Source organism: Bacillus sp. FSL R9-9834, from assembly GCF_038006905.1.
Taxonomy (GTDB): Bacteria; Bacillota; Bacilli; order Bacillales; family Bacillaceae_G; genus Bacillus_A; species Bacillus_A pacificus.
The window spans coordinates 178,491-191,208 of the sequence record NZ_JBBOWD010000001.1; the positions used below are offsets into that span (position 1 = coordinate 178,491).

12 protein-coding genes, 1 pseudogene and 1 riboswitch are annotated in these 12,718 nt (G+C 35.2%); of the genes and pseudogenes, 11 read left to right on the forward strand and 2 right to left on the reverse strand.

The genetic code is table 11. The features are described 5' to 3' along the window. Positions 1-77: 77 nt before the first annotated feature. The 3 genes from MKY00_RS01045 (at position 78) to MKY00_RS01055 (ending at position 3,931) form a co-directional block, all read left to right on the forward strand. A complete protein-coding gene (locus MKY00_RS01045; protein WP_000670270.1) occupies positions 78-1,799 on the forward strand; it encodes a DUF3981 domain-containing protein in 1,722 nt (573 codons plus the stop codon). A 118-nt stretch (positions 1,800-1,917) separates the two neighbouring features. Continuing rightward, a complete protein-coding gene (locus MKY00_RS01050) occupies positions 1,918-3,177 on the forward strand; it encodes a multidrug effflux MFS transporter (RefSeq protein WP_016716265.1) in 1,260 nt (419 codons plus the stop codon). 250 nt (positions 3,178-3,427) lie between these two features. Next, positions 3,428-3,931 (forward strand): hypothetical protein, encoded by a 504-nt coding sequence (locus tag MKY00_RS01055; RefSeq protein ID WP_016716266.1) that lies wholly within the window; start codon positions 3,428-3,430, stop codon positions 3,929-3,931. 16 nt (positions 3,932-3,947) lie between these two features. Here the strand turns inward: MKY00_RS01055 and MKY00_RS01060 are convergent, their stop codons facing one another. Next, entirely contained in the window at positions 3,948-4,163 is a 216-nt protein-coding gene (locus MKY00_RS01060; protein WP_016716267.1) for a DUF3951 domain-containing protein, read from the reverse strand. 167 nt (positions 4,164-4,330) lie between these two features. Beyond that, positions 4,331-4,436: riboswitch (SAM riboswitch) on the forward strand. A gap of 136 nt (positions 4,437-4,572) precedes the next feature. Between MKY00_RS01060 and MKY00_RS01065 the strand changes: the two genes are divergently transcribed. The 5 genes from MKY00_RS01065 to MKY00_RS01085 are packed head-to-tail and all read left to right on the forward strand — an operon-like array spanning position 4,573 to position 9,872. Beyond that, positions 4,573-5,490 carry an ABC transporter permease gene (locus MKY00_RS01065; protein WP_000289310.1) on the forward strand — a complete coding sequence of 306 codons (918 nt, stop codon included), beginning with the start codon at positions 4,573-4,575 and terminating at the stop codon, positions 5,488-5,490. A 16-nt stretch (positions 5,491-5,506) separates the two neighbouring features. Then, positions 5,507-6,511 carry an ABC transporter permease gene (locus MKY00_RS01070; protein WP_000501518.1) on the forward strand — a complete coding sequence of 335 codons (1,005 nt, stop codon included), beginning with the start codon at positions 5,507-5,509 and terminating at the stop codon, positions 6,509-6,511. Beyond that, on the forward strand, positions 6,468-7,478 hold the full coding sequence (locus MKY00_RS01075; RefSeq protein ID WP_000531253.1) for an ABC transporter ATP-binding protein: 1,011 nt from the start codon (positions 6,468-6,470) through the stop codon (positions 7,476-7,478). The genes MKY00_RS01070 and MKY00_RS01075 overlap by 44 nt, the downstream gene beginning before the upstream one ends. Continuing rightward, positions 7,475-8,248, forward strand: coding sequence for an ABC transporter ATP-binding protein (locus MKY00_RS01080; protein ID WP_000205672.1), 774 nt, complete (start codon positions 7,475-7,477; stop codon positions 8,246-8,248). Before MKY00_RS01075 ends, MKY00_RS01080 begins: the two co-directional genes overlap by 4 nt. Positions 8,249-8,261: 13 nt before the next feature. Then, positions 8,262-9,872, forward strand: a complete 1,611-nt coding sequence (locus MKY00_RS01085) for a peptide ABC transporter substrate-binding protein (RefSeq protein WP_000714111.1) — start codon at positions 8,262-8,264, stop codon at positions 9,870-9,872. Positions 9,873-9,888: 16 nt separating this feature from the next. Here MKY00_RS01085 and MKY00_RS01090 read toward each other — a convergent pair whose 3' ends face one another. Then, the gene (locus MKY00_RS01090; RefSeq protein ID WP_001259643.1) at positions 9,889-10,356 is read right to left on the reverse strand and encodes a YusW family protein; all 468 of its coding nucleotides are present in this window, start codon (positions 10,354-10,356) and stop codon (positions 9,889-9,891) included. Between the two features lie 173 nt (positions 10,357-10,529). Here MKY00_RS01090 and MKY00_RS01095 point away from each other — a divergent pair. From MKY00_RS01095 to MKY00_RS01105, 3 genes and pseudogenes are all read left to right on the forward strand, one after another. After that, positions 10,530-10,880 (forward strand): annotated as a pseudogene (locus MKY00_RS01095) (helix-turn-helix domain-containing protein); the annotation flags it as partial. 40 nt (positions 10,881-10,920) lie between these two features. Next, positions 10,921-11,502, forward strand: a complete 582-nt coding sequence (locus MKY00_RS01100) for a TetR/AcrR family transcriptional regulator (RefSeq protein WP_016716269.1) — start codon at positions 10,921-10,923, stop codon at positions 11,500-11,502. Positions 11,503-11,559: 57 nt separating this feature from the next. After that, complete coding sequence (locus tag MKY00_RS01105; RefSeq protein ID WP_016716270.1) at positions 11,560-12,699, forward strand: YhgE/Pip domain-containing protein; 1,140 nt, start codon at positions 11,560-11,562, stop codon at positions 12,697-12,699. Positions 12,700-12,718 lie beyond the last annotated feature (19 nt).

Sequence of the window (12,718 nt, forward strand, 5' to 3'; positions counted from 1 at the left end):
GATTCCCATTTTTACCTGAATAACCTTTATTTGTTATACTAAAGAGGAAGACAAAAGAAAAGGGGACATTGCCTTTGATGAAATTTTTAATTTTAGCTATTCTCACTTTGTTTTTGATTCCATGGACAAGAAGAAGCGGTAGTAAACTTCGAGCAGTGGATAAAAAAGGGGATGAGAAGGTTGTAAAGGGTAAGAAATCATCTATTTTAGTTATTCCAGTTTTATTTTGGATAGGTATTGCAATCTATGAATATTTTTGGCTAATTGATGATCGAGCAGATTCAATTCTTACTCATTATTCTGTTGCAGTAGCGATTTTAATTGGGCTTGTTTTATTTTCCCAAGATCAAATAGGTAAATTAGAAGGTACGTTAAAAGGACTTCTAATGCTTGTTTTACTTGCAAGTTACGGCTACTTTGGTTATTTGCACGATATAGTAATCTCGCAAAAGAAATATGATTCTGTTGTAAAGGTAGAGAAAGATATTTCAGAGCCATTTACTGAAAATGATCAGCCATTTACAGTGCCGCCAAAGACAGCGGAGAATAAGATGAAAAAAGTATTTGGGGATATTCCGAAAGTAGCTTATTTTGAGCTAGGAGAATTAACGCCACAAATGGTAAATGGCGAGGCTTTATATGTAGCACCGATTGAAGTTTCAGGGTTTTTTAAAGCACGTAAAGCTGAGACAATTCCAGGGTACGTCACGATGTCAGGTACGAATCCTGATGCAGAAGCGAAACTGCACCTTGGTTATAAAATGAAATACGTGCCAAGCATGTTTTTCGGAAATAATTTAGAGCGTGTGGTAAGGCAAGCAGAACCAAATTTAATCTTTAAAGGAAAACCTAAATTTGAAGTGGATGATAAAGGGAAACCGTATTATACAATGACGTACGGTGAATTTATTTCAGGAAGATCTGGATTTGAGGTAGAGGGCGTTGTAGTAGTAGATGCACAAACAGGCGAAGTGAAAAGATACGATAAAGGAAAGGCACCTAAATTTGTTGATGGCGTATTAAATCACGAGACTGCATCTACGTTAAATACGTACTTCGGTAAATATATTCACGGATTTTGGAATACAAAATTCTCGCAAACTGATATGAAGATCCCGACTGAGTGGGGAACGAAAGAAGGAGTTACACCGATTTTCGGTAAGGATGGAACATTATATTACTTTACTGATTTCACTTCTCCGAAAGAGGGAGTAGATTCTGCACTAGGTTATTCACTTATCGATGCGCGTACAGGTAAGTTGTATTACTATAACGGAAAAGAAGTAAAGGGAATTATGGATGGTTCGGCTGCTTCGGAAGTCGTGGATAATTCTTTTAAGAGAGAAAAGTGGCATGGAACGATGCCGGTTATTTATAACGTGTACGGTAAACCTTCTTGGATTGTACCTGTTATTGATGACGGAGGATTAGTACGTGCCCATACTGTTATCTATGCTTCTAATGCGAAAATATTTGCAACAGGTTCGACGCAAAAAGAAGCGCTTGAGAATTATAAAAATGCGCTGAGTGGAAGCGGAGATTCATTTAGACCGACTTCAAATGGAAAAGAGGCGCAAAAAGAAGGCACTGTACAACGTGTATATAAAGAAAAATCAGGTGAAAATACAATCGTGTACGTACTGTTAGAGAATGAACAAAAAGTATTTATGATACCTGTGAAGAAATTCCCATATGCTATGTTTACAGAAGTGGGAGATCCAATTCAAATCACATATTTAGATACAGGAGAGGCGATGTCTTCCGTATCTAAATTTACAAATAGTAATTTGAACAAGTAAAGCGATAGAAATTCTATCGCTTTTTTTTACAAAATTAAACAGGAAAATGCGCTATACTTGACGTATGTTTATGTTGTAACTATAATTGTTACGATTTAGTATGTATAGGAAAGGGTGAATGAAAAAAGTGAATGAAGTTAATCAGGAAATATATAAGCCTGTAAAGATGAACAGGTTATGGATGATTCTTGTATTAGGAACACTTACGGCGATTGGGCCATTATCTATTGATATGTATTTGCCTTCGTTACCGAAATTAACGGATGACTTGCAAACAGGTGCATCACTAGCCCAACTTACATTAACAGCTTGTTTGCTTGGGCTTTCAGTAGGACAATTATTTGTTGGCTCAATTAGTGATATTTACGGAAGACGCAAACCTCTTATTATTGCTCTCATTATTTATGTTGCTTCTTCTTTACTTTGTGCTGTTGCGCCATCTATTTGGACGTTAGTGTTATTACGCTTCCTACAAGGAGCTTCGGGATCAGCCGGGATTGTTATATCACGTGCAATGGTACGTGACATGTATTCAGGTTCTGAAATGACGAAGTTCTTCTCACTACTTATGTTAGTAAACGGAGCAGCGCCTATTTTGGCACCGATTATTGGGGGACAATTATTACAATTTACAACGTGGCGCGGTGTTTTCATCGTTCTTGGAGCAATAAGTGTATTCATGTTAATATCAGCTACTTTCGTATTGCGTGAAACATTACCTCCTGAAGAAAGAGAAACAGGTGGTTTGTCAGGGACGTTAGCGACGTACGGAAAACTATTAAAGGATCGTTTGTTTATGGGATATGCATTGTCACAAGGATTAGTAACAGCGGCAATGTTTGCATACATTTCGGGCTCACCATTTGTGTTGCAGAACATATACGGAGCATCACCACAGCAATTTAGTTTATTCTTTGCAATCAATGGTATTGGTATTATTATTGCTAGTCAGGTAACAGGTCGTTTAGCGGGGAAAGTGAATGAGAAGACATTATTTGTCTCTGGTATCATTATTGCAGCTGTTGGTGGTTTATCTTTACTACTGACAATCTTACTAGGAATAGGGTTAATTGGCGTTTTATGCTCGTTATTTCTTGTCGTATCAAGTGTTGGGGTTGTCTCAACAACTGGGTTCTCGTTAGCGATGAGAAATCAGAAACAAGCTGCAGGAACAGCATCAGCTTTATTAGGCTTATTACAGTTCATTTCAGGAGCACTTGTTGCGCCGTTAGTAGGTATTGGGGGAAGTAACACCGCATTACCGATGGGTGTTGTAATAGCTCTTTGTGAAGTTGGTGCTGTGTTATGTTATTTGTTTATGGCCAGAAGAAGTGAGAAGCAGTTTGAACTGCAACAAAGACAAAATTTAGAGGCTTAACTTATAAAAAAGAACTGATTCAAATAATTTTTGAATCAGTTCTTTTTTCATTTCTTTGAAGTAACTAAGACAGCTTTGTAAGGTGATGCAAAAGTTATTTGCATAAAGTGACGATACTGTGACAAAAATGTAGGCATGTATATTAAGGTATCTTCTTAAGTGTAAAAAGTAGGATGTTCTCGGTATAATAACAAGTGGAGATAAAAGAAACTATAATGAGTAGTAGCTGTAGATAAAAGGAGAAGAAGAGATGAAGAAGGTTTTGGGTATTGCTGTAATGGGAAGTATGATCCTTCTAGCAGGATGTAATGGAAATAAAGATACGAAAGAACCGAAAGAAAAGGTAGAGCAATCTACCGAACAAACAGAAGAGATAAAAGAATACCTTGCAGTACATGAAAAATACGATATAAAAATAAATAAAGAGATTAATAAAGCACTACAGTTATTTGAAGTAGCAAAAGAAAAGGGCGGTAAGGAAATAACGAATGCTGCATATAAAGAAGATGTGCAAGAGGTAACGACGAGCATGTTAGAAGATATTGATCATATACGTAAAGAAATTCGTGTTCCAAAGTCGAAAGAGCAAGAACATGAAGTATATGTTGGTTTCTTGAATGAATCGGAACAAGCGATGAAAAAATTACAGACGTTAGCGAAAGAAGAAGATTCATCGCTGATTCGTGATATAGAAATTAACTTTGCAACAGCATCGACATACTATAAACGTTTTCAAGCAGAAACGAAAAAATAACCTTGCCTGTGCAAGGTTATTTTTTCCTCTTACCATCGCCATCTTCATCCTCGGATACTAATACCTTCTGTTCTTCGTGAAATTCGGAAATAGTTTGCCCGGTAATATTATCAAAGGGGGTGTAAAAAGAGGTAATGCTTTTCTTTTTAATGAAAAGTTTATAAAACCCAATGATAACAAGTATAACGATTGTTAATGGTAATCCTATAGTTGATAGAAGTAAGGGGTCCATCTTATAACTCCTTTCATATCTTTTTTTATTATAAGCGAAATACGACATAGATAAATGAAAGTATTAAAAACTGATTTTTCTAAATATATCCAATTTGATTGACTTTTCGTTTTTTCAGAATTATAATTCGAAATATACAATTTGAACCAAATAATAATATAGCAATTTACTTATCCAGAGAGGTAGAGGGACTGGCCCTATGACACCTCAGCAGCGGGTTCTGTAATAGGAACACCGTGCTAATTCCAGCAAGCAAGTCTTGAAAGATAAGTGATGGGCCTTTGTTTATTAAGCCTTGATCTTATTTTTTAAGATCAAGGCTTTTTGTATTCTAAAAAGAGAAAAGGGAGTAATGGAAAAAGTACGTTCATAAAACTAAGTAAATATATGTGTTTAGGGGGTTATTGGAGTGTATGTAATTAAAAAATTATCAGTTATGGTGTTCACGCTATGGGTTATTACGACGGTGACATTTCTAATTATGCATATTATTCCGGGGGATCCATTTTCATCAGATGCAAAAATCTTTCCTGAAGAAGTGATCCAAAACATGAGAGCGAAGTATCACCTTGATGAACCGCTATGGAATCAATATGTTGCTTATTTAGACGGCGTAGTTCATTTTGATTTTGGTGAATCTGTTCAATCAACCGGGCAAGGTGTATCAGAAATTATAACAACTGGTTTTGGTCCATCAGCAATTATTGGTTTACAAGCACTTATTATTTCATTGCTAGTCGGAATTGCTGCAGGTACATTTGCTGCTCTCTATCATGGGAAGGTAATTGATTACGGTGTAAGTTTACTTGCCATCCTCGGTATTTCTATTCCGAGTTTTATTTTAGCACCACTATTTATACAAGTATTCGCTATTCAATTCGAGCTCTTACCAGTAGCTTCTTGGGGTACATTTGAACATACGGTATTGCCATCCTTTGCATTAGCGTTAGGACCAATCGCAGTGATTACAAGATTTGTTCGCTCTAATATGATCGAAGTACTGCAGAGTGATTATATTAAGTTAGCGAGAGCGAAAGGTATACCGATTAAGAAGATTATTATAAGACATGCTCTTCGAAATGCGATTGTTCCAGTACTTACATTTGTTGGACCATTAATGGCGGGACTTTTAACAGGTACTTTCGTTATCGAAAAGATTTTTTCAATTCCTGGTCTCGGAAAATATTTTGTAGATAGTATTTTTAATCGAGATTATCCAGTGATTATGGGAACAACCATTTTTTATAGTGCACTTTTAATTGTATGTATTTTTATTACAGATATTATTCATCGTATTGTTGATCCACGTATTCGTTCTATTACGTAAGGAGGGAGATGTTTAAATGGGGGCTTATGAAATTAATGACCAGTTATTAACAAATGAAGAGAAAAAAGAATTAACAATAAATAAAGATCAGCAAAAGATTAGCCGAAAGAAAGAAGTGTTTCGTAAGTTTATATCGAATCCAATCGCAGTTTTAGGAACAGTGACGTTATTACTCATTATTATTTTCTCATTAATTGGCGAAAGTTTAACGTCATTTACTGCGAGTGAACAAGTGAAAGAAGCAACGAATTTACCTCCTAGTAGCGAGCATTGGTTCGGAACCGATGATTTAGGAAGAGACATATGGGCACGTACTTGGGCTGGTGGAAAAATTTCATTAACAGTTGGATTAGTGGCAGCTGCTCTTGATATAGGACTTGGTGTGCTAATCGGAGGATTTAGTGGATATGTAAGAGGGCGCAATCGCCTTGGGACATTAATTGATGAGTGGATTATACGAGGAATCGAAGTGTTATACGGTATCCCATATTTATTAATTGTTATTTTACTATTAATTGTTATGAAACCAGGTCTTTTTACCATTATCATCGCCCTTGCATTAACAGGATGGATTGGTATGGCACGTCTCGTTAGGGCGCAAGTCTTATCTTTAAAACAAAGAGAGTTTGTTATTGCAGCGGAGCGATTAGGTACATCACATATGAAAATTATATACGGGCATTTAATTCCGAACTTAACAGGCATTATTATCGTAAATTTATCATTTACAATTCCAGCAGCTATTTTCTCAGAATCATTTTTAAGCTTTATCGGACTAGGAGTGCAATCACCAGCAGCAAGCTGGGGGACGATGACGAATGATGCACTTGGGACATTATTGAGTGGAGAATGGTGGCAGCTATTCTTCCCAGCAATCATGATTGCGCTCATTATGTTCGCGTTTAATGCAATTGGTGATGGTTTACAAGATGCAATTGATCCAAAAATCGTAAAACAGAATCGAAAGGAGAAAAAACATGGGACAGCTCTTATCTTTAGAAAACGTAACGTTAGCCGTTGAAAAAGAGAATAGTAAACAAGCAATTGTGAAGCATGTTTCCTTTTCTATTAGCGAAGGTGAAATTGTTGCACTTGTAGGAGAAAGTGGTTCAGGGAAAAGTGTTACAGCACAATCCATTATTGGCTTAAATCAAGAATCAATTCATATTGATGATGGAAATATATCTTTTGAATCAGAGGAATTAACGAATCTACAAGAATCAGAATGGAATCAAATTCGTGGAAAAGATATTTCGTTTATTTTCCAAGACCCTCTGTCCTCTTTAAATCCGACGATGAAGGTGGGAAGACAAATTACAGAGGTGATTTTGCAACACGAAAAGAAATCGAAAAAAGAAGCAAAAGAAATTGCGATTAACTTATTAAATGATTTAGGGATACATGAAGCAGAGAAACGCTTTGAACAGTACCCACATCAATTAAGCGGAGGCATGAGGCAACGTATTTGTTTAGCAATCGCATTTGCCTGCCACCCAAAACTCGTTATTGCGGATGAACCTACGACAGCATTAGATGTAACAATTCAAAAGCAAATTATGGAGTTATTAAAGGAAAGAAAGGAAAAGCAAAATACGAGTATTTTACTAATTACGCATGATTTAGCACTTGTACGTGAAGTAGCGGATCGAGTAGTTGTGATGTATGGAGGACGTGTTGTTGAAAAAGGAACGATAGAGGAAGTGATAGGTTCCCCTAAACATCCATACACGAAAAGCTTATTACAAGCAATTCCGAATATGGATGATTCTGAAAAAGTATTACGTGCAATAGAAGGGACGACACCTTCCATTGAGACGTTAAATAGCTTTGGTTGTCCTTTTGTCAATCGTTGTCCAGTAGCGATAAAAGAATGTATTCATCGTTTCCCAGAGAGAACAACATATTCCAAGGAGCATAGTTCACATTGCTGGCAACATGTTCTGGAGCATAATAAGGCGAAATCAAAAGAGAAGGTGAATGCCTCATGACGACAGATTTAATTACTGTAAAGCAAGTAACGAAAACATATGGAAGTAAAAATAAAGAAATCGCAGCGTTAAAAGATATATCACTTTCTATCCCGAAAGGAACAACGCTTGGCATTATTGGCGAAAGTGGTTCAGGAAAAACAACACTTGGAAAGCTCATAGCTGGGATTGAGAGCCCAACGTCTGGTGAAATTGATTATAACGGTCAAGTCGTTCACAAACTGAAGGCAGCTCATAAACGTGATTTCTTACAGAAAGTACAGTTTATTTTTCAAGATTCCACAGCTGCATTAAATCCGCGCTGGAAAGTACGCGATAGCGTAACGGAAGGTTATATTTCATTCGGTTTAGGTGATAAAGGGTTGAAGGATAAAGTAGCAGGTGATGCGCTAGAGCGTGTTGGATTAGATAGAAGATATATTGATCGATATCCGCATGAATTTAGCGGAGGACAACGCCAACGTATCGCTATTGCAAGAGCGTTATTGTGTGAGCCAGAAGTATTGATTCTTGATGAACCAATTTCAGCATTAGATGTTTCATTGCAAATTCAAATTGTACATTTACTGCAAAAGATTCAAAAAGAACAAGGCTATACATATTTATTTATCGCGCACGATTTACCGATGGTTCACTATTTATGTGAAAAAGTGGCTGTCCTATATAAAGGAGAACTTGTTGAATTTGGAAATACGGATGAAGTATTCCGTAATCCACAACATTCTTATACAAAAACATTATTAGCATCAACACCAAAAATTTCAGGTTAAAGGAGAATGTAGGATGAAGAAGTTTTTACTGTTTGTCATTATGACTGTTTTAGCAATTACTTCTGTCGCTTGCGGTAAGAAAGAGACGCAAAAGGCGAGTGCTGGTAAGGGGGAAGGAGATCGATTAGTAACGAATATTGGTAGCGATCCATATACACTTGATTCCGCTATTGCGACAGATAGTACTTCAGGTTATGTAATTGGACATTTATTCTCAAGCTTATATACGCAAGATAGTGATGGGAAATATCAAAATGAATTAGCAGAGAAAGAAGAAGTAAATGCTGATGGAACTGAGTATACAATTCATTTAAAGAAAGATATTAAATGGTCAGATGGTTCTCCTATTACAGCAAATGATTTTGAATTTGCATGGAAGCGATTATTAAATCCGAAAACGGGTTCTATGAATGCAACAGAAATGTATTTTATTAAAGGGGCAGAAGCATACAATACTGGAAAAGGTGAAGAAGGACAAGTTGGCATTCAAGTCATTGATCCTCAAACATTAAAGGTAACACTTGAGCACCCAGTGTCTTCTATTAAACAAAAATTGGCAAGCTCATTATTCATTCCATTATCTAAAAAATCAATTGATGATAATAATAAATTAAAAACAGATCCAAAAGAGTTAATTACGAACGGACCATTCACATTAAAAGAATGGAAGCACAATCAGGCTATTACAGTACAAAAAAATAAAGAATACTATGATAAAAAGGTAACATTAAAAGAAATTGAGTTTCGTATTATTCCAGATTCTAAAACAGCGTACCAATTATACAAATCAAAAGAATTAGATTTACTAAGTGGTTTACCACAAGAGATGATTGAGAAAGAAAAAGGAAATAAAGAATACAAGCGTGTTGCAGGATTTTCATCTTATATTTATTCGTTTAATGTAGAAAAAGAGCCGTTCACAAATGCGAAAGTACGTAAAGCATTCTCATTAGCAGTTGATCGTAAGTTTATTGTTGAAAAACTGTATAAAAACAATGCACAAGAAGCAAATGCATTCGTTCCAGAAGGAGCAAAAACACAAAGTGGGCGTGATTTCCGTAAAGAAAAAGGTGGTTACGTTAAATTTGATCCAGCAGAAGCGAAAAAATTATTAGAAGAAGGTATGAAAGAACAAGGCTGGTCTACATTACCTGAAGTAACATTAAAATTCACTACAGATACACAACATAAAAAAGTAGCAGAAGCAATGCAAGAAATGTTTAAGAAAAATCTTGGTGTAGATATTAAATTAGAAAATAAAGAGTGGAAGAGTTACATCGACACATATAAGCAAAGTGATTTCCAATTAGCTTATATGGGATGGGGCGGTTCTCTATTAGACCCAATTACTAAATTAGATTTATATGCAGGTGATGGTCCAAACAATTATGCAAAATGGCATAATAAAGAATTTGATGCTTTAGTGAAGGAAGCAGAAGTGGAACAAAATGAAGATAAGCGTTTTGACTTATTGCATAAAGCAGAAGATATTATGTTTACAGATTCACCATTAATTCCAATTATATTCCCGTCGGATTCCTATTTACAAAAACAAACGGTATCTGGACTTCAATATTATGTTGGATCTAAACCAGATTTAAGATACGCAAAAATAAAGAAGTAGGCAACCGCCTACTTCTTTATTTTATTTCTCTTTTATATTCTTTTTTCGTTCCATCAGAGAAGACAACTTCTAAATCGAATTTTTGGTAGTCTTTATCAAGTTTGAACACGTTCACTACTTGATCGATTACTTCTTGGTCAGCAGTATCTTTATCAAATTTTAATTCTTGTAGAAGTGGGCTTAATTTTGTGATAGCCTCGTCTCCTGTTAATTTTACATCTGCTTTATGATCTTCAATTTTTGCTTCCATTTTCTTATCAGCTGCTACATTTTTATAGTCTGCTTCGTAGTCTTTCTTTGTATCTTGGTAGTCTGCCTTTAAATCGAATTCATTGAAGTTTAGTTTTAAATCTGCAGGAGCCTCGTTTTTTGCTTCTTCAGTTGTCTTTTTATTAGAAGTTGTGTCTTCTTTTGCAGGAGCTTTACATCCTGTTAATGCAGGTACTAGCATAAGAGCTAATAAAACTGATAGTAGAGTTCTCATTATAAATTCCTCCTTATGTAAATTCGTTCTATACAAGTTTTTCCCAAAATCATGTAATTATGTATGTGTTAAAAATAAATTATTATTCTGTAGTTGCAAGGGCTAATCCGCAATTTAAATCAAAAAAGATTTGTATGTATATGGTAAATTGAAGTTGTGAGGGAGGGACTAAAATGCATGAAGAATATAAAGAGATAATAAAAAAATCAATTGAATATATAGAAAATCACTTGCATGAGGAGCTTACAACAGAAAGAGTAGCATCTTACAGTGCGGTGTCGATGTACCATTTTCATCGTATTTTTCAAAGTTATATTGGTATGAGTGTAACGGATTACATTCGAAAGAGAAGATTAACTCATGCTGCACAAGCTTTAGTATCGACTGAAAGAGCAGTTATTGATATTGCAATGCAATATGGTTTTTCCTCACAAGAGGCATTTACGAGAGCTTTTAAAAGAATGTTTCAATGCAAAAAGAAGGAAAAGAGGATTGTTGACAATTATTTGAAAAGTTATATAATCTAAATGTAAGTGATCACTTGCATGAGGAAGAGAGGATTTTATGGCGCGCTCAAAGACGGCAGAAAAAATTATTCAAGCAGCGATTGAATTAGTGAAAGAAAAAGGATATAAAGCAGCGACAACGAAAGAAATTGCAATGCGTGCTGGTGTTAATGAAGTAACGATATTTCGCAATTTTAAAAGTAAGAAGGGTGTTATTGAAGCAGCGGTTGCTGAATTTTCATATGTACCGCATTTAAAAAAGTTTTTGCAAACAGAGATTGTATGGGAATTAGAAACAGATTTAAAAAACTTAGCAAGGCATTATCATAATTTTTTAGATGGGGTAAAAGATATCATTGCTATCGGTATACGTGAGGCTGGAGAATTTCCTGAATTAGACGGGGAAATTGCTAAAATACCACAAGGACTAAAAGAAGAATTAAGTATCTATTTTGCAAAAATGCAGGAAAAAGGAAACATTATTGATACGAATATTGAAGCGCAAGTAATGAACTTTATCTGGATCAATTTTGGATATTTCTTATCTAAATTACGTTTTGCTGATCGCCTGACAGAAGTTGATGATGAGAAATTTATTGAAAATAATATTGTTTTATATGCTAGGGCATTAAGACCCTAGTATTTATTTAAAATAAAATGCAAGTATGTACTTGCTTGCTAAAAGGAGAGCGGGAAGATGGATACATTAAAACAGTTTTTAAAAAGACCAGGTACGTATGTAGGAATGGTAGTAGCGCTATCGTTCCAACTTATTTTCTTTTGCGTGTGGTTAACAGCATATGATGGAGTGAATGAAAGAGCAGATCAAATGCGTATCGCTATTGTGAATGAAGATGTCAATATAGGTAATAAAATAGCAGAAGGCTTACAGAGAAATTTACCATTTCAAGTGAAAGCAGAACGGTCTGTAGAAAAAGCAAACAAAGAAATGAATGACCATGTGTACGATATGATTATTGAAATTCCTGCTTCTTTTTCAAAAGATATAAATGAAACAGGAAAATCAAATTTAAACTTCCACATTAATCAAGCGAATGCCATGATGGCAAAGCAAATGATGGAAGGAGCTGCAAAACAAATTCGAGATAATGTAAATAAAGAGGTAGCAAGTTATAAGAAACAAGCGATTGTCGGAAAGCTACAAGCTGTAGGACCTGAGAATGTAGAAGTGATAAAAGGGTTAACGGAAGATTCAATTGGTTTTACAGTTCATAAAGTAAATGATGTAAAAGGATTTTCAGTGAATATGGTACCGCTAATGATCGTATTAGCTTCATTTGTAGGAGCAATGATAATGAGTATGGAACTATCAAAAGTTGCAAAAGAAGTAAAGGGCGGTTGGAGTAATTTCTTATCAAGACAAATTATAAACGGTACAGTATCGATTTTACTTGCATGTATTACAATTGGTTTGATGAAAGGCTTCCAAATTGAGATGCACGAAACAGTAGGGAGTATATGGGTGTTTCAAGCAATAGTCTTCTTCGCATTTCTTTCATTAACACAAATGTTTCTAACTGTGTTTGGAAACGCAGGTATGATTTTTAATATTATCTCACTATCGTTACAACTTGTAAGTTCCGGTGTAATTGTCCCACATGAGATGCTTTCTAAAACATATCAAACAATCGGTGAACTATTTCCCGCAACATATGCAGCGAATGGCTATTATACAATAATATTTGGAGGAGTTAGTTTAGAGAGAAATATTATTTCATTATTAGTTATTGTATTGGTTACACAATCAGTAGCAGTGATGACTTTAGCCATAAAAGGAATGGTAAAGGGAAAAAGCTCTGTAGTTAAAGAAGCATAAAATAAAAAGGTATCCTCAA